11 protein-coding genes are annotated in these 16,835 nt (G+C 74.0%); 8 read left to right on the forward strand and 3 right to left on the reverse strand.

Annotated elements, in window-relative coordinates:
- Nucleotides 1–207: 207 nt before the first annotated feature.
- From ADL22_RS04365 to ADL22_RS04380, 4 genes are all read left to right on the forward strand, one after another.
- Nucleotides 208–1,053 carry a DegV family protein gene (locus ADL22_RS04365; RefSeq protein WP_066974024.1) on the forward strand — a complete coding sequence of 282 codons (846 nt, stop codon included), beginning with the start codon at nucleotides 208–210 and terminating at the stop codon, nucleotides 1,051–1,053.
- 601 nt (nucleotides 1,054–1,654) lie between these two features.
- Entirely contained in the window at nucleotides 1,655–2,392 is a 738-nt protein-coding gene (locus tag ADL22_RS33525) for a ComEA family DNA-binding protein (RefSeq protein WP_234430534.1), read from the forward strand.
- The gene (locus tag ADL22_RS04375; RefSeq protein ID WP_079063834.1) at nucleotides 2,389–5,454 is read left to right on the forward strand and encodes a ComEC/Rec2 family competence protein; all 3,066 of its coding nucleotides are present in this window, start codon (nucleotides 2,389–2,391) and stop codon (nucleotides 5,452–5,454) included. The genes ADL22_RS33525 and ADL22_RS04375 overlap by 4 nt, the downstream gene beginning before the upstream one ends.
- A gap of 24 nt (nucleotides 5,455–5,478) precedes the next feature.
- Nucleotides 5,479–6,279, forward strand: a complete 801-nt coding sequence (locus ADL22_RS04380; protein WP_066974026.1) for an arylamine N-acetyltransferase family protein — start codon at nucleotides 5,479–5,481, stop codon at nucleotides 6,277–6,279.
- Between the two features lie 69 nt (nucleotides 6,280–6,348).
- Here the strand turns inward: ADL22_RS04380 and ADL22_RS04385 are convergent, their stop codons facing one another.
- Entirely contained in the window at nucleotides 6,349–6,606 is a 258-nt protein-coding gene (locus ADL22_RS04385; protein ID WP_199836209.1) for a hypothetical protein, read from the reverse strand.
- Nucleotides 6,607–6,699: 93 nt separating this feature from the next.
- Between ADL22_RS04385 and holA the strand changes: the two genes are divergently transcribed.
- Nucleotides 6,700–7,686, forward strand: coding sequence for a DNA polymerase III subunit delta (gene holA / locus ADL22_RS04390; RefSeq protein ID WP_066974038.1), 987 nt, complete (start codon nucleotides 6,700–6,702; stop codon nucleotides 7,684–7,686).
- Nucleotides 7,687–7,923: 237 nt separating this feature from the next.
- On the opposite strand, the gene ADL22_RS04395 is transcribed toward holA, so the two are convergent.
- Nucleotides 7,924–8,694 carry a hypothetical protein gene (locus ADL22_RS04395; protein ID WP_234430535.1) on the reverse strand — a complete coding sequence of 257 codons (771 nt, stop codon included), beginning with the start codon at nucleotides 8,692–8,694 and terminating at the stop codon, nucleotides 7,924–7,926.
- 778 nt (nucleotides 8,695–9,472) lie between these two features.
- Nucleotides 9,473–9,739, reverse strand: a complete 267-nt coding sequence (gene rpsT, locus ADL22_RS04400) for a 30S ribosomal protein S20 (RefSeq protein WP_066974028.1) — start codon at nucleotides 9,737–9,739, stop codon at nucleotides 9,473–9,475.
- A gap of 319 nt (nucleotides 9,740–10,058) precedes the next feature.
- Between rpsT and lepA the strand changes: the two genes are divergently transcribed.
- The 3 genes from lepA to ADL22_RS35940 all read left to right on the forward strand — a co-directional run bounded on the left by lepA (nucleotide 10,059) and on the right by ADL22_RS35940 (nucleotide 16,794).
- Nucleotides 10,059–11,933: a translation elongation factor 4 gene (lepA, locus tag ADL22_RS04405; RefSeq protein ID WP_066974030.1), complete on the forward strand. Its 1,875-nt coding sequence runs from the start codon at nucleotides 10,059–10,061 to the stop codon at nucleotides 11,931–11,933.
- A gap of 266 nt (nucleotides 11,934–12,199) precedes the next feature.
- Complete coding sequence (locus ADL22_RS04410) at nucleotides 12,200–14,089, forward strand: AMP-dependent synthetase/ligase (RefSeq protein ID WP_066974032.1); 1,890 nt, start codon at nucleotides 12,200–12,202, stop codon at nucleotides 14,087–14,089.
- Between the two features lie 314 nt (nucleotides 14,090–14,403).
- On the forward strand, nucleotides 14,404–16,794 hold the full coding sequence (locus ADL22_RS35940) for a SpoIIE family protein phosphatase (protein ID WP_234430536.1): 2,391 nt from the start codon (nucleotides 14,404–14,406) through the stop codon (nucleotides 16,792–16,794).
- Nucleotides 16,795–16,835: the final 41 nt, after the last annotated feature.

Below are 16,835 nucleotides of genomic sequence, written 5' to 3' on the forward strand. Positions count from 1 at the left end.
CCCCACCCCGTCACGGCTTAGTCACCCCCGCCGCCCCGCCCGGGGCAACGCCACCCCGCCGCGCCACCCGGCCCGGGGCAGCACCTCCACCCGCCGACGCGGCATGCCCCCGCCCCGCGGGAACTTGGCAGAGCTTTGGTGAAACCTGGAGGATCTTGGGGAGGCCCGCACTGTCGGGTGTCCGCGTCCCCGGATAACCTCCCAGTCATGTCCCGCCATGTCGCGATCGTCACCGATTCCACGGCCTACCTGCCGCGCGCGGCTGTTGAACGTCACCACATCACGGCCGTGCCGCTGACCGTCGTCCTGGGGGACCAGGCCCTGGAAGAGGGCACCGAGATCTCCGCGAGATCGGTCGCCCAGGCGCTCCAGAAGCGCCGCCCGGTGACGACCTCGCGCCCGAGCCCGGCCGTGTTCGCGGAGACCTATCGCGCCATCGCGGCCTCCGGGGCCACCGGCATCGTGTCGCTGCACCTCTCCTCGGAGTTCTCCGGCACCTACGACGCCGCCGTGATGGCCGCCAAGGACGCGCCCGTTCCCGTACACGTCGTGGACACCGGGATGGTGGCGATGGCGCTGGGCTTCTGTGCGCTGGCCGCCGCGGAGACGGTGGCGGCCGGCGGGGACGCGGACGACGCCGTGGCCGCCGCGGAGAAACGCGCCTCCGGCACCTCCGCCTACTTCTACGTCGACACCCTCGACTATCTGCGGCGCGGCGGCCGGATCGGCGCGGCGCAGGCGTTGCTCGGTTCGGCGCTCGCCGTCAAGCCCCTCCTCCAACTCGCCGACGGGCGCATCGAACTGCTGGAGAAGGTACGGACGGCGTCCAAGGCCATCGCGCGGCTGGAGGAGATTGCCGCGGAGCGTGCGGGGGAGGGCCAGGTCGACATCGCGGTCCACCATCTCGCGGCGGCCGAACGGGCGGACGCACTGGCCGAGCGGCTCCGCGAAAGGGTGCCGGGCCTGAACGAACTGCATGTCAGCGAGGTCGGCGCGGTGATCGGCGCGCACACCGGACCGGGACTGCTCGGGGTCGTGGTCTCACCGCGATGAGCGAGGGCCGCGACGAGCGGCAGCCGCGATCAGCCGTGGCCGTGACAGGTGTTGCGGCTGGTGCGGACGGGCGTTCGTGTTACCCGTGTGGGTGACGGAGTTATCCACAACTCGGCGGTTATCCACGGTATTTGACGCGGCTCGGTGAGGTCCGCGCGAAGTGCCTACCGTCGACGGCATGAGCACTTTTCGAACGGCTGTCATGCCGCATCCAGCGCCCGTGTCCCTCTCCCTCTCGGCGTCCGAGCCCCTGACCGCTCTGCCCGCCTCCGCCCCGCCCGTCTCCGCTCCATCCGCCTCCGCTCCATCCGTCTCCTTTCCGTCCGCGCGATGGGGGCGGCGTGAGCGGGAGCGCGTACGGGAGTGGAAACGCGAGCGGATGCGGGCCCGGGCCGCGGCGATGTTCGGTACCGGTACGGACGGCGGCGACGGCCCGGGCCCGGCCGAGCCGGCTGCCGCGGTGGCGGCGGTGCCGGAACCACCGCCCGGGCATCGCGGTCCGCCGCTACGCGAGCACGATCCACCGCCCCGGCAGCCCGACCTACCGCCCCGGCAGCCCGGTCCGCCGGGTGGCGGCCGGCAGCGGCGGTGGTGGCCGGCGGTGCGTGAACGCCTGCCGCTGTGGCTCCAGTTACGGTGCGGTACGGAGCCCAAGGCGCTGATCGCGCTGGGCCTGGTGCTGGTGGTCGGAGTGGTCCTGGCCGTACAGCACTTCTGGGCCGCGAGCCCGGAGCGGGTACGGGCGCCGAGTGCCGAGCGTGCCGAGCGCGCGGTCGCGGCGCCAGGGCCTGGCGGTCGTTCACCGTCCTCGGCGTGGTCGCCGGGACATGCCCCGACGCCCGGGACGGCGATGGGCGGGGCGCCGAACGGCCCGGCCAGGATGGTCGTCGTCGATGTCACGGGGAAGGTCCGGCGGCCGGGGATCCACCGGCTGCCGGCGGGTTCGCGGGTGACGGACGCGCTGGAGGCCGCCGGCGGAGTGGTGCCCGGGGCGAATCTCCGTGGACTGAACCGTGCGCGGTTGCTGACCGATGGCGAACAGATCGTGGTCGGTGAGGAGGGCGCCCCCGGTGGCGGGGGCGGATCGGGACAGGCCGGTGCGGGCGGCGGCGGTGGTGCCGGGAGCGGTACGCCGGGCACCACGAGCGGACCGGTGAGCCTGAGCACCGCGACGGAACAGCAGCTCGACGCCCTGCCCGGCGTGGGGCCCGTACTGGCCCGCCACATCATCGAGTTCCGCACGCAGCACGGTGGGTTCACGTCGGTGGACCAGCTCCGCCAGGTGTCCGGTATCGGTGATCGCCGGCTCGCCGACCTGCGCCCTCTGGTGACGCCATGACCACGGTCGGCGGGGGAGAGGTGAGCGCCCCGGGGCATTCGGACGCGGCCTTGGTGCCCGGTGGGGTGGTGGGCGATGCGGCCGATGGCCGGGACGGCCCGGCGGACGGCCCCGCGGACGGCGGGGTGGGCGGCCATGAGGAAGGGCCTGCTGACCTGCGTCTGGTCGGCCCCGCGCTGGCGGCGTGGGCGGCGGCAGCGGTCGGATTGGGGGCGCCCGGTGCTGCGGTGGCTGTGGGCAGCGCGGTGGCCGTGGGGCTCGCGGTGCTGGTGCTGTGGCGGGCCGGGGTGTTCCGTGGTGGGCTCGCGGTGGTCCGGGCCGCTGAGGGCGGTCATGCCGATGGCGGGCGGGGGCGGTGGGGGAGCCGTTCCACCGGGGCGCTCGTCGCGTTGGCGGCGGTGCTGTTGTGCGCCGCGGCCGGGGCCGCGTCCGCCGGGCTGCACGCCGCGGACCTACGGCGCGGGCCGCTGCCCACCTGGGCGCAGCGGTACGCCCGGCTCACGGTGGAGCTGGAGGTGACCGGTGATCCCCGGATCAGCCGGCCCAAAGTCCGCGGCTCCCAACGGACGCCGCCCGCGCTGGTGTTCACGGCCGACGCGGTCCGGGTCACCGCACCGGACGGCACGGTCACCGACGTCAGCACCCCCGTACTGGCCGTCGTACAGCCGCGCCGCGCAGGAGGGGCGGACGGTACGGACGAGACGGCCAAGGCGGGTGAGACGGCCAAGACGGGTGAGGTGGCTGAGGCGGGTACGGCGAGTGAGGCGGAGCGGCGCGGTGGCCTGTTGCCGGAGTGGCGGGAGCTGCTGCCGTCGACCCGTATCCGGGTGGTGGCGCGGGCCGCACCGCCATGGACGGCGGCGGACCGGGTGGCGGCTGTCCTGCGGGTGAGCGCCGAGGGGCCGCCCGCCGTGGTCGCACCGCCGTCCGCACTGCAACGGCTCGCCGGGAGCCTGCGCGCCGGGCTCCGCGAGGCGACCGAGGGGCTGACGCCGGACGCGCGGGCGTTGCTGCCCGGGCTCGTCGTGGGCGACACCTCCCGGCTGCCGCAGGATCTGGACGATGCCTTCTCCACCACCGACCTGACGCATCTGCTGGCCGTCTCCGGCAGCAACCTCACCATCGTCCTCGCCGTACTGATCGGCCCACCGCATCTGGCCGCACGGGCCGAACGCCGGGGCCTGGCACGGCGCTTGGGCCTCTCTCTGCGCGGCACCGCCCTGGTCGGCGGGGTGCTCGCGCTCGGCTTCGTCGTGGTGTGCCGCCCCGACCCGAGCGTGCTGCGCGCCGCCGCCTGCGGCCTGATCACCCTGGTCGCCATCGGCACCGGACGCCGCCGTTCGCTGCTTCCGGCGCTTGCCGCCGCCGTACTGCTGCTGGTCCTCTACGACCCCTGGCTCGCCCGGCGCTACGGCTTCCTGCTCTCCGTCCTGGCGACCGGCGCGCTGCTGCTGCTCGCACCACGCTGGAGCGCCGCCCTGCGACGGCGCCGGGTGCCTCCCCGATTGGCCGAGGTGATCGCGGCGGCGGCCGCCGCACAGGCGGTCTGCGCACCTGTCATCGCGGTACTCGCGGCCCGGGTCGGCCTGGTCGGCGTGCCCTGCAACCTGCTCGCCGAACTCGCCGTGGGCCCCGCCACCGTCCTCGGGTTCGCGGCGCTCGCCGCGGCACCGGCCGCCATGCCGGTCGCCAAAGCCCTGGCGTGGTGCGCGGGTTGGCCGGTCGAGTGGATCGCCAAGGTGGCGCGTACCGGCGCCGAACTGCCCGGTGCGGAGGTCGGCTGGCCCGGCGGCTGGTTGGGCGGGCTGTCGCTCGCGGCCGCCACCGTGGTGCTGCTGGCCGCCGGCCGCAGACTGCTGCGCCGCCGGTGGCTGTGCGTGCTGTGCGCGCTGGCGCTCGTACTGGCGGTGTGCCGGCCCGTACCGCTGGCCCGGGTGCTGACCGGCTGGCCGCCGCCGGGGTGGCGGATGGTGGCCTGCGACGTGGGGCAGGGGGACGGTCTGGTGCTCGCAGCCGGGGACGGGGCGGCGCTGGTGGTGGACACCGGGCCCGAGCCCCGCGCCATCGACCGGTGCCTGACCGGGTTGGGCATCCACCGGATCCCGCTGCTGATCCTCACGCACTTCCACGCGGATCACGTGGACGGGCTCCCCGGGGCGCTGCGCGGCCGTTCGGTCGGGGCGATCGAGACCACGACGCTGCCGGAGCCCTTCGGCCAGGCGAAGTTCGTCCATGGCGTGGCCGCGCGGGCCGGGGTCCCGGTCCTTCGCGCCGCACCGGGCGAACGGCGGCATCTGGGGGATCTGAGCTGGGAGGTCCTCTGGCCGGATGCGCCGTACGGGCCGGACCTGCCGGACTCGGCCGCCGCGCCGGGCGAGGGGCGGGGGCTTTCCGGTCCCAACGATGCCAGTGTGGCCTTGCTGGTCCGGTCGGGCGGCCTCAGCCTCCTGCTGCTCGGTGATCTTGAACCGCCTGCCCAGCAAGCCCTGTTGGCGGCCCACCCGGAGCTGGCCGGTGTTGATGTCCTCAAGGTGGCGCACCACGGTTCCGCCTACCAGGACCCGCAGCTGATGCAGCGCCTGTCGCCGCGCCTGGCGGTCATCTCCTGCGGCGCCGGAAATCCGTACGGCCACCCCGCCGCCCGCACGATCGCCGCCCTCCGGGCCGGGGGCGCCCTGGTGCTGCGTACCGACACGGAGGGTGCCGTGGCGGTCGTGGGTGGCCGTGCCGGGGAGCTGTCGGCGGTGGTCGCCGGTCGCCGGTCCAGGGGCGGCGGGGCCGGGGGCGGCGGACGCGATGGTTCCGTGCGGCGCAGGTGCCGGCGACGTCGAGGGCGTGTCGGCGCTGGTGCCGTTGGCGGGGGCGTCGATAGCGATGGGGAGCCGGGTCGGCGGCCTGGGAAGCGGCCGGAACACGGTGCCCGTACGGTGACGTTGCAGGTAGGGGGCCTTGGTGGCCTTGGCGGAAGAGGCCCGCCGCGTAAGAAGCGGCGCGCGGCGCGGAAGCGAGCGAGCCCGAGCGAGCCCAAGCAGGTGCAAGGAAGCATGAGCAAGCAAGCGTGAGATTGCGGAGAGGACGCGGAGCTGATGGATGATGTCGCCGCTGACGCCTATCTGCGGCGGATAGCTGCCGATCGGCCGGCCGTGCCCGACGCCGAGGCGTTGCGCGGGCTGCATCTGCGCCATCTCCAGGCCGTGCCGTTCGAGAACCTCTCCCTCCACCTGGGCGAGGAGATCGTGCTGGCGGAAGGGCCGCTGCTGGAGAAGCTGGTCGGAGCGCGCCGGGGCGGTTTCTGCTACGAACTCAACGGTGCTTTCGCGGCTCTGCTGCGGACGCTGGGCTACGAGGTCGAGTTGCTGGCGGGGCGGGTGTTCGGGCCGGAGGGGCTCGGGATTCCGTTCGACCATCTCGCGCTGCGGGTGCGCACGCCCACCGGGGCATGGCTGGTGGACGTCGGGTTCGGGCGGCACAGCAGCTATCCGCTGCGGCTGGACACCGACGCGGAGCAGCGCGATCCCGGCGGGGTCTTCCGGATAGCCGGGACGCCGGAGGGCGATCTGGACGTGTACCGGGACGGGAAGCCGCAGTACCGCGTCGAGCAACGACCGCGGGAGCTCTCGGACTTCGAGGCCGCGTGCTGGTGGCAGCGCACGGCGCCCGGGTCCCACTTCAGGCGGTCGCTGGTCTGCTCGCGGGTCACGGAGTCCGGCGGCCGGGTGACGCTCTCCGGCCGCACGCTGGTGATCACCGGCGCCGATGGGGCCCGCGAGGAGCGGGAGCTGGCGGCGGCCGAGGTCCTCCCGGCCTACCGCGCCCACTTCGGCATCACGCTGGAACGGGAGCCCGTCCTCGCCTGTGCGGGGGCGGAGGCCGGGAGCGGCGGCTGAGGCCCGCAATCTGCGTACCGGGCCGCCGGGCGCTGCCGGGCGGTGAACCGGTCCGGTCCGGCGGGGTGGCTACTCGGCCTCGCGCCAGCCGTCGTATTCGGCGGCGAGGGAGTCCAGGCGGGCGGCGTCGTAGGCGCCGTCCGGGTCCTCGACCACGACCAGCCACTGGGCGTCCTCGGCGTCGTCCTCACCGGCGAGGGCGTCCCGTACGAGCTGGGGTTCCTCGGCGAGGCCGAAGCGCTCGGCCAGTGCCTCGGCCACCTCCTCGGCGGCGTCGCGGTCGGGGAGGACGAGCACATGGCGTTCGTGGTGGATGTTGTCGTTCACCGGTCCATTGTCGGGCAGGGGTGCGCCGGTCAGGAGAGGAGGTGGGAGCCGGGGCGGGCCGGGCTGTCAGTGGGGCGTGGGATGCTGGACGCGATGGCCAGGAAGACAGCAAACGACGATCCGCTCGCACCCGTCACCGTCGCCGTGGGGCAGGAGGAGCTGCTGCTCGACCGTGCGGTGCAGCAGGTGGTGGCCGCTGCCCGGGCGGCCGACGCCGACACCGACGTACGGGACCTCACCCCCGACCAGCTCCAGCCCGGCACCCTCGCCGAGCTGACCAGCCCCTCGCTCTTCGCCGAGCGCAAGGTCGTCGTGGTGCGGGCCTCCCAGGACCTGTCCGCGGACACCGTCAAGGACGTCAAGGCGTACCTCGGCTCGCCCGCCGAGGAGATCACGCTGGTGCTGCTGCACGCCGGCGGGGCCAAGGGCAAGGGCCTGCTGGACGCGGCCCGCAAGGCCGGGGCGCGGGAGGTCGCGTGCCCCAAGATGACCAAGCCCGCGGACCGGCTGGCGTTCGTGCGGGGGGAGTTCCGGTCGGTGGGCCGTTCGGCCACGCCGGAAGCGTGCCAGGCGCTGGTGGACGCCATCGGCAGCGATCTGCGGGAACTGGCCTCGGCCTGCGCCCAGCTGGCCGCCGACGTCGAGGGCACCATCGATGACGCGGTCGTCGCGCGCTACTACACCGGCCGGGCCGAGGCGTCGAGCTTCACCGTCGCCGACCGGGCGGTCGAGGGCCGGGCCGCCGAGGCGCTGGAGGCGCTGCGCTGGGCGATCGCGACCGGTGTGGCCCCCGTCATGATCACCAGCGCGCTGGCGCAGGGCGTCCGGGCGATCGGCAAGCTCGCCTCCGCCCCGCGCGGCGCCCGGCCCGGTGACCTCGCCCGCGAGCTGGGTATGCCGCCGTGGAAGATCGACCGGGTGCGGCAGCAGATGCGCGGCTGGTCGGCGGACGGCGTGGCCGCGGCGCTGCGCGCGGTGGCCGAGGCCGACGCGGGGGTCAAGGGCGGCGGGGACGACCCCGGTTACGCCCTGGAGAAGGCCGTGGTGACGATCGCCCGGGCGGCCCGGTCACGGCGGTAGCGGGCCGGTCACCAGGGTGGCGGGTGGGGCCGGCGGATCGGGGCAACCGGTTCGAGACGCCACCGGCACGGGACGCCGGCGGTACGAGGCCCCGGCAGTACGAGGCCCCGGCAGTACGAAGCCCCGGCGGTACGAGGCCCCGGCGCGATGAGGCGTCGGTGGAGGCCCCGTCATCACCGCCGGGGCTCTCCTGTCGTCACCGCCCCCATACCGCCACCGCCCCGCGCGCCCCCGGTGTCACCGGCCGCTGGTCTTGAGCCGCTTCAGGGTTTCCTTGGCGCTGGTCTCGAGCATCGTGGCGATCTCCGAGGAGGTCGGCGGCTTCGACTGGGCGCTGCCCGCGGTGTAGCTGGACCACGTCGACTGGTACGTCAGCCAGCCGTCGCGGACCGCGAGGATGACGTACGCGCTGTTGCTGCCGGAGTCCTGCCGGGACACGAGATACGCCTCGTCGCCGATGCCGGACACCGGCTGGAAGGTGTACTTGACCGAGGTCTCCTGCTTCTCGTACGCCCGGTACATATCGGCGAACTCCGGGGCGGGGTCCGCCTTTCTGTGCAGGGCGACGGAGGTGTAGACCCAGGTGGAGGGGTACGAGCTGCCCGTGCCCGTGCCGGTGCTCTGCGGGGTGAGGGCGACGTTGCACCACATGGAGTCCATGGAGTTCATGCGGGCGCCGCTGTGCTGCGGGTTGGGCGGCGCGGTCGCGCCCGACCCGGAGCCCGTACCGCTGCCGGAGCCGGGCTTGGCCTCGAAGCGGGCGTTCTCGAAGGGGGTGAGGGAGGTGGCGGCGCACAGGTCGTCGCGGTACGCGTAACCCCGCAGGTCGGGGTCGGGTTCCGAGGAGAAGGCGCCGGTGGCGAAGAGCACCGAGGCCCCGACCGCGGCGGCGGCCACCGCGCCGCCGAGGGCCCAGAGCCAGCCGGAGGCGCCCCGTCCGCTTCCGCCGTCGCCGGGCACTCCGGCGGGGACGCCGCCGGGCTGGGCACCGTAGGCAGCGCCGGGCATACCGGGAACGCCGGAAGCGCCCCCGCCCGGTACGCCGGGCGGCGCGGACGGCACCGGATAGCCGTAACCGCCCGGTCCGTGCGGTGACGCGGGCGGTGCGCCCCCCGGTGCCGGGTTCTGGGGCCCGGGCCCGGGCGGGCCTTGCTGGGCGTACGGGTTCGGCTGGGCCGCGTAGGGATACGGCTGGGGCTGCGGCGGAACCGGAGGCTGGGCGGCGGATCCGGCCGTCGGAGCGGCGGATCCGGCGGCCGGGCCGGGCGCCGGCCCCGCGCCGGGCGCGGCGTCGGAGCCGGGAGCCGCCCCGGGGCCGGCCCCGGGACCCGGCGCGGGCGCCGGTCCGTAGCCCGGAGGCCGCGGCGCGGAGAAGGGATTGTTCGGGTCCCCCGTATTGGACATGGCGGCAGCGTAGCGGACATCTCCGACAGGGCGACCGGGCCGGAGCGCACCAGTTCACGGGCCGAGCGCCCGGGCGAACAGGCGGAGGACCGGTGCGAGGACCCGCCCCCGCCCATCACGCGCCCCCATCCAGCAAAAGCCCCCACCCACCCAAAGCCCCCACCCAGCAAAAGACCCCGCCCGCCCGAAAAGGGCGAAGGCGGGGTCTTCCGTATCCAGCTGTGCGGCCGCTCGGCGGGCTGGGCCCGCGAGGGCCGGGTGCGCCGCACCCGCGTGGCGAACGCAGGCCGCGTGCGGCGCTGTGGTGCACCGGCAGGGAGCGGTGAGAGGGGCCGCTTGATCCCTGACGGCAGGTGACCGCGAAGAGCGCGGCCGGGGAGGGTCAGCCCTTGAGGGCGGCGACCTTCTTGGCCAGCGCCGACTTCTTGTTGGCGGCGTTGTTCTTGTGCAGGACACCCTTGCTGACGGCCTTGTCGAGCTTCTTGGCCGCCAGGGCCTGGGCGGCGGTGGCCTTCTCCAGGTCACCGGCCTCGATGGCCTCGCGGGTGCGACGGATCGCGGTCTTCAGCGAGGACTTGACAGCCTTGTTGCGCTGACGAGCCTTCTCGTTGGTCTTGATCCGCTTCATCTGGGACTTGATGTTCGCCACGAAAGAGCCTTTTCAGGTTCGTTGGAGTTTCGAGTTGCGCCGCGCACGAGAGAGGGCACGAAGCGCAGTGGACCAGGCTACCAGCAGCGTTTACGCCGCCCAAACCGGACCCCCGGCCCGGTGACGCGGCGCCCGGTCCCGGCCGCGTGAGCCGGCTCCGGCCCCTGGCGCGTCAGCCCTCGCCGCCCGGGCCCCCGGACCGGGCCCCCACCGCCCCTCCCCTCCCGCCCCCCGCGCTCATGGGACGATGGGGGAGACATCACAGGACGACTTCACCCGACCGAGTCCCGTCTACCCGCGTTCACTGAATGGACCCTGCGTGCCCGCGACCCCTATGAATGTGCCGGAGCCGAGCCGTACCGACCCGGCACTCCTCCGTAACTTCTGCATCATCGCGCACATCGACCACGGCAAGTCGACGCTCGCCGACCGGATGCTCCAGCTCACCGGTGTCGTCGACCAGCGGCAGATGCGCGCGCAGTACCTCGACCGCATGGACATCGAGCGCGAGCGCGGCATCACGATCAAGTCCCAGGCGGTCCGGCTCCCCTGGGCGCCGTCCGAGGGCGAAGAGGGAAGTGGGACCACCCACATCCTGAACATGATCGACACCCCGGGGCACGTCGACTTCACCTACGAGGTCTCGCGCTCGCTCGCCGCGTGCGAGGGGTGCATCCTTCTCGTCGACGCCGCCCAGGGCATCGAGGCGCAGACCCTCGCCAACCTCTACCTGGCGATGGAGAACGACCTCACGATCATCCCCGTCCTCAACAAGATCGACCTCCCGGCCGCGCAGCCCGAGAAGTTCGCCGCCGAGCTGGCGAACCTCGTCGGCTGCGAGCCGGAGGACGTCCTGAAGGTCTCCGCCAAGACCGGCGTCGGCGTGCCCGAGCTGCTGAACAGGGTGGTCCGCGACGTCCCGGCGCCGGTCGGCGTCAAGGACGCGCCCGCCCGCGCGATGATCTTCGACTCGGTCTACGACGCGTACCGCGGTGTCGTGACGTATGTGAAGGTCGTCGACGGCACGCTCAGCAAGCGCGAGCGGATCAAGATGATGTCCACCGGCGCGGCGCACGAGCTGCTGGAGATCGGGACGAACTCGCCGGAGATGACGCCGGCCGACGGCCTGTCCGTCGGCGAGGTCGGCTACCTCATCACCGGCGTGAAGGACGTCCGCCAGTCGAAGGTGGGTGACACCATCACCCAGCTCTCCCGCGGCGCCGACGAGCCGCTGGGCGGCTACAAGGACCCCAAGCCGATGGTGTTCTCCGGCCTGTACCCGCTCGACGGCTCGGACTACCCCGAGCTGCGCGACGCCCTGGACAAGCTCCAGCTCAACGACGCCGCGCTGGTCTACGAGCCGGAGACCTCGGCGGCGCTGGGCTTCGGCTTCCGCGTCGGCTTCCTGGGGCTGCTGCACCTGGAGGTGATCCGGGAGCGGCTGGAGCGCGAGTTCGGGCTGGACCTGATCGCCACCGCGCCCAACGTGGTCTACCGCGTCCAGATGGAGGACGGCAGCGAGCACACCGTCACCAACCCGAGCGAGTTCCCCACCGGCAAGATCGACACGGTGCACGAGCCGGTGGTGCGGGCCACGATCCTGGCGCCCAGCGAGTTCATCGGCGCGATCATGGAGCTGTGCCAGACCCGCCGCGGCGCGCTGCTGGGCATGGACTACCTCTCCGAGGACCGCGTCGAGATCCGCTACACCCTCCCGCTCGCCGAGGTCGTCTTCGACTTCTTCGACCAGCTGAAGTCCAAGACCCGCGGCTACGCCTCGCTCGACTACGAGCCCACCGGCGAGCAGACCTCCGACCTGGTCAAGGTCGACATCCTGCTGCACGGCGACAAGGTCGACGCGTTCTCCGCGATCACCCACAAGGACAAGGCGTACGCGTACGGGGTGCGGCTGGTCGCCAAGCTGCGCGAGCTGATCCCGCGGCAGAACTTCGAGGTGCCGATCCAGGCCGCCATCGGCAGCCGGGTCATCGCCCGCGAAACGGTCCGCGCCATCCGCAAGGACGTCCTCGCCAAGTGCTACGGCGGTGACATCTCCCGTAAGCGGAAGCTGCTGGAGAAGCAGAAGGAAGGCAAGAAGCGGATGAAGATGGTCGGCAGCGTCGAGGTGCCGCAGGAAGCCTTCATCGCGGTGCTGTCCTCGGATTCGGACGGCGACAGCAAGTCGAAGAAGTAGCGGTAGCGGCCGAAGAGGCAGCGAAGCCGCTGCGGGTGGGCGCCGGTTCCTGGGGGGACCGGCGCCCCGCGCCGTATCCGGGCCGGGCCCCGCCGCGGCGCCGTCACCGCCCCGGGTCAAGCCCATGCCACGTACATCTATCGCTCGGGTCACATCGTGAACCAGTCGGGTGCAGCCCCTTACGCACCGGCGTTGCGGGCTCTACCCTGATCACCTCAAAGGTTACTCGCGAGTCACCAGCAACGAAGCGGGCCCCGGAGGACGCCGTGACCGACACTCACCAGCTGATCGAAAACCGGCCGCCCTCGGTGGCGACCCTCTTCCTGGAGCGGGTCGCGGCCACCCCGGGGAGCGAGGCGTACCGCTACCCCGTCCCGCCCGCCTCGGGCACCGGACCGGACGACTGGAAGGCGCTGACCTGGGCCGACGCCGCCGAACGGGTCTACGCCACGGCCGCCGGCCTGATCTCGCTGGGGGTGCGGGCCGAGGAGCGGGTGGCACTGGCCGCCAACACCCGGGTGGAGTGGATCCTCGCCGACCTCGGCGTGCTCTGCTCCGGCGCCGCCACCACCACGGTCTACCCGTCCACCAACGCCGACGAGACCGCGTACATCCTGGCCGACTCCGGCAGCCGGGTGCTGATCGCGGAGAACGCCGCCCAGCTCGCCAAGGCCCGCGAGCGGCGCGCCGAGCTGCCCGATCTGGCGCATGTCGTGGTCATCGAGGAGGGCGACGCCCAGCCCGCCGAGGACGACCCGGAGGGCTGGGTGCTCTCGCTCGCCGAGCTGGAGAAGCGCGGCACCGCCTATCTGGAGCAGCACCCCGAGTGCGTCAAGGAGAGAGTCGCGGCCCTCCGCGCCGACCAGCTGGCGACGCTGATCTACACCTCCGGCACCACCGGCCGCCCCAAGGGCGTACGGCTGCCGCACGACTGCTGGTCGTACATGGCGCGCGCCATCCAGGCGACCGGGCTGGTCACCGCCGAGGACGTGCAGTACCTCTGGCTGCCGCTGGCGCACGTCTTCGGGAAGGTGCTGACCGCCGGGCAGATCTCGGTCGGGCACGTGATCGCGGTGGACGGCCGGGTCGACAAGATCATCGAGAATCTGCCGGTGGTCCGGCCGACGTACATGGCCGCCGTCCCGCGGATCTTCGAGAAGGTCTACAACGGGGTCGCGGCCAAGGCGCGGGAGGGCGGCGCGGCCAAGTACAAGATCTTCCAGTGGGCGGCCGGGGTGGCCCGCGAGTACGCCAAGACCTCCCAGGACAACTTCCGGCGCACCGGCAACGCCTCGGTGCCGTTCGCGCTCGCCGCCAAGCACAAGGTCGCCGACGCGCTGGTGTACGCCAAGCTGCGGGAGGCGTTCGGCGGCCGGCTGCGCGCCGCCGTCTCCGGCTCCGCCGCGCTCGCCCCCGAGATCGGCTACTTCTTCTCCGGCGCCGGCATCCACATCCTGGAGGGCTACGGCCTGACGGAGTCCAGCGCCGCCAGCTTCGTCAATCCCGGCGAGGCGTACCGCACCGGCACGGTCGGCAAGCCGCTGCCCGGCACCGAGGTGCGGATCGCGGAGGACGGCGAGATCCTGCTGCGCGGGCCCGGCATCATGCAGGGCTACCACGGGCTGCCGGAGAAGACCGCCGAAGTCCTGGAGGAGGACGGCTGGTTCCACACCGGCGACATCGGCGAGCTGTCCCCGGACGGCTATCTGCGGATCACCGACCGCAAGAAGGACCTGATCAAGACCTCCGGCGGCAAGTACATCGCGCCGGCCGAGGTGGAGGGCCAGTTCAAGGCGGTCTGCCCGTTCGTCTCGAACGTGGTGGTGCACGGCGCCAACCGCAACTTCTGCACCGCGCTGATCGCGCTGGACGAGCCGACCATCCTGGCGTGGGCCGAGGAGCACGGGCTGGGCGGCCGGACGTACGCCGAGGTGGTCGCCACCGAGCAGGTCCGCGAGCTGATCGACGGCTATGTGGAGCGGGTCAACGCCGGGCTCCAGCGGTGGCAGCAGATCCGCAAGTTCCGGCTGCTGCCGCGCGATCTGGACATCGAGCACGGGGAGATCACGCCGAGCCTGAAGATCAAGCGGCCGGTGGTGGAGCGGGCGTTCAAGGATCTGCTGGACGAGATGTACGCGGGGGCGCGGGAGGGGTAGGGGCGCGCGGGGCGTCGCCCCGGGGGCGCCGGAGGGGTAGGGGCGCGCGGGGCGTCGCCCCGGGGGCGCCGGCGGACCCGGCTGCCTGCCGGATTCGCGGCTTCCGCCCGGAACGTTCGCGTACGACGGGCGGAACGGGCGGCTCCGCGCTGCCCGCCCGCGCCCGCCGGGCCCGGCCAACTTCCGTGCGGCCTCAGCCGAATTGACCCCTCTGACCACACACTTACGTGACTCACCGCTTATCCGCGGGCTCGTTCTGTCACTCTGGCCGTGGCGCACCCGGCGCCGTTGGGGAACTGCTCGGGAGTTGCTCAATGAGGACGACAACTTCGGCCGGACGGAACGAGATCGCGGGGCCCGCCGCCCGCTCGGCGCGGGCCACGCTGCCCGGCGACCCGCGGGCCGCGGCCGCCGCGCGCCGCTTCGTGCGGGCCGCCTTCGCGGACTGGACCGCGCGGCGGCTGCCCGGCGCCGACCGGCTCACCGACCGGCTGGCGGACGAAGCGGTGCTGCTCGTCAGCGAGTTGGTGACGAACGCGGTGGTGCACGCCGGCACGAGCGTGGAACTGCTCTGCCGGCTCGACCCCGCCGAGGAGCCGGTACCGCACACCGCCGAGGGGCTGCCGGAGGCGGTGCGGGGGGAGTTCGGCGCCCACGACGGTCCCGGAGGGCGGGACGGTCACGGGGTACGGGACGGTCACGGGATCAGGGACGGCCTCAGGGACGCCGGCCCGGACGGATTCCGGGGGCACGACCCTGACGGTCTTCGGGGTGCCGGCCCTGACCGGCTCCGGGGTTCGGGCCCTGGCGGTCTCGGGGACCCCGTCCCCGAGGAGCCGCCCCGCCCCGGCCTCGTCGTCGAGGTCTCCGACCGGCACCCCACCCAGCCGGTCCGCGCCCGCCAGGACACCGGGACCCGCGAGGACCCCGGCGCCTACGAGGGCGGCGGCAACGGGCTCCGGCTGATCAGCGCGGTCGCGGAAGCCTGGGGCGTCACGTACCGGCGGGCCATGAAGACCGTGTGGTTCCGGCTGCCGGTCGGCGCCCCGGACACCGCCTGGCCGGAGCCGGAAACCGCATACGGGCCGGACGAGGCCGCCTACGGGCCGGAGGGCGCGGTGTACGGGCCGGAGGCTCCGGCGTACGGGCCGGAACGCGCCGGGTACGGGCACGGGCCGGGGGCTCGGGCGTACGGGCCGGAGGGTCCGGTCCCCGGAGCGCACGGCCCGGGGTACGCGCCGGCCGACGCGTTCGACGAGCAGCTCTTCCGCCACGGTCTGCGGGCCTCCGAACTCCTCGCCCCCGTACCGCGCCGCCCCGCCCCGCCCGGCGACCGCCCCGTACGGGACGGCGGCGTGGACCGCGGCGCGCTGTCGTTCCTCGCCGAGGCGTCCGACCTGCTCTCCGGCCAGCTGGACGCCGACCAGGTGGCCGCCCTGGCCGCCCAGCTGATCGTGCCCCGGCTCGCCGACTGGTGCGCGGTCTGGCTCCACGACGGCGACGGCGGCGCCCCCGGCCGCGGCCTCGGCGAGGACGGCGCCGCCCCGCGGCTGGCCCGCGTCTGGCACCGCTACGAGGGCCGGATCGACGCGCTGCGGGCCGCGCTGGAGAAGCAGCCGCCGGAGTTCGCCGCCGGCGCCGCGGCCGGGGGCCGCCCGTTCCCGGTGCCGTGGCCCTGGCCCCACGAGGGCAGCGGCCCCGAACCCGTAGGCGCGGCCCTGGTCTGCCCCCTGGTGGCGGGCGGCCGCCGGCTCGGCACCCTGCTGCTCGGCCGGGCCGGGCTGCGCCGCTATCCGGGCGACGTGGTCGCGCTGACCGAGGACCTGTGCCGGCGGGCCGCCCGCGCGGTGGCCACGGCGCGCGCCTACAGCCGCCAGGAACGCATCAGCCGGGTCCTCCAGCGGCGCCTGCTGCCCCAGGGCCGGGCGCAGGTGCCCGGAGTGGCGTCGGCGGTCGTCTACGAGCCGCGCGAGGGCGCCTGGGCCGGCGGGGACTTCTGGGACCTCTTCGACGCCGGGGACGGCCGCTGGTGCTTCGCGCTGGGCGACGTCTGCGGCAGCGGGCCGGAGGCCGCCGCGGTCACCGGGCTGGCCCGGCCGGTGCTGCGGCTGCTGGCCCGCGACGGCTTCGGCGTCGCCGAGGTCCTGGACCGGCTCAACAAGACCATGGCCAGGGAGGCCGCGGACTCGGTCGCGGCGGTCGCGGCGGCGGTGGCGGCGGCCGGCGCGGGCGCCGAGGCCCCCGTGGAGATCCGCGAGGAGGGCGAACAGGCCCGCTTCCTCTCGCTCCTCTACGGCGAGATCGTGCCCTACCGGGGCGGTACGGGCGGCGCCCGCTGCACCCTGGCCAGCGCCGGCCACCCGCTCCCGTTGGTGCTCGGCACGGACGGCGCCGTACGGGTCGTCGCCGCGCCGCAGATGCTGCTGGGCGTCGTCGAGGACGCGTCGTACGTCAGCGAGTCGTTCGACCTGCGGGCGGGGGAGACGCTGCTGTGCGTCACCGACGGGGTGACCGAGCGGCGCTGCGGCGGGCGGCTCTTCGACGACGAGGACGGGCTGGCCGGCGCGCTCGCGGCGGCCGCCGGGCGGAGCGCCGAGGAGATCGCCGAACACCTCCGCCGCACGGTGCACGCCTTCGCGCCCACCCCGCCCGACGACGACCTGGCCCTGATGGTCCTCCAGGCGGAGGGGGGAGGCCGCCCGTAGGGGGTGTGGCGGGGCGGGTCGGGGAGCGCTTCGGGGGCCGG

Origin of the sequence: Streptomyces sp. NRRL F-4489, assembly GCF_001509485.1 — a bacterium.
Classification (GTDB): domain Bacteria; phylum Actinomycetota; class Actinomycetes; order Streptomycetales; family Streptomycetaceae; genus Streptomyces.

Coding starts and splice junctions, on each gene's coding strand:
- ADL22_RS04365 (WP_066974024.1), top strand. CDS start 208: ATGTCCCGCCATGTCGCGATCGTCACCGATTCCACGGCCTACCTGCCG.
- ADL22_RS04375 (WP_079063834.1), top strand. CDS start 2,389: ATGACCACGGTCGGCGGGGGAGAGGTGAGCGCCCCGGGGCATTCGGAC.
- ADL22_RS04380 (WP_066974026.1), top strand. CDS start 5,479: ATGGATGATGTCGCCGCTGACGCCTATCTGCGGCGGATAGCTGCCGAT.
- holA (WP_066974038.1), top strand. CDS start 6,700: ATGGCCAGGAAGACAGCAAACGACGATCCGCTCGCACCCGTCACCGTC.
- ADL22_RS04395 (WP_234430535.1), bottom strand. CDS start 8,694: ATGCCCGGCGCTGCCTACGGTGCCCAGCCCGGCGGCGTCCCCGCCGGA.
- ADL22_RS35940 (WP_234430536.1), top strand. CDS start 14,404: ATGAGGACGACAACTTCGGCCGGACGGAACGAGATCGCGGGGCCCGCC.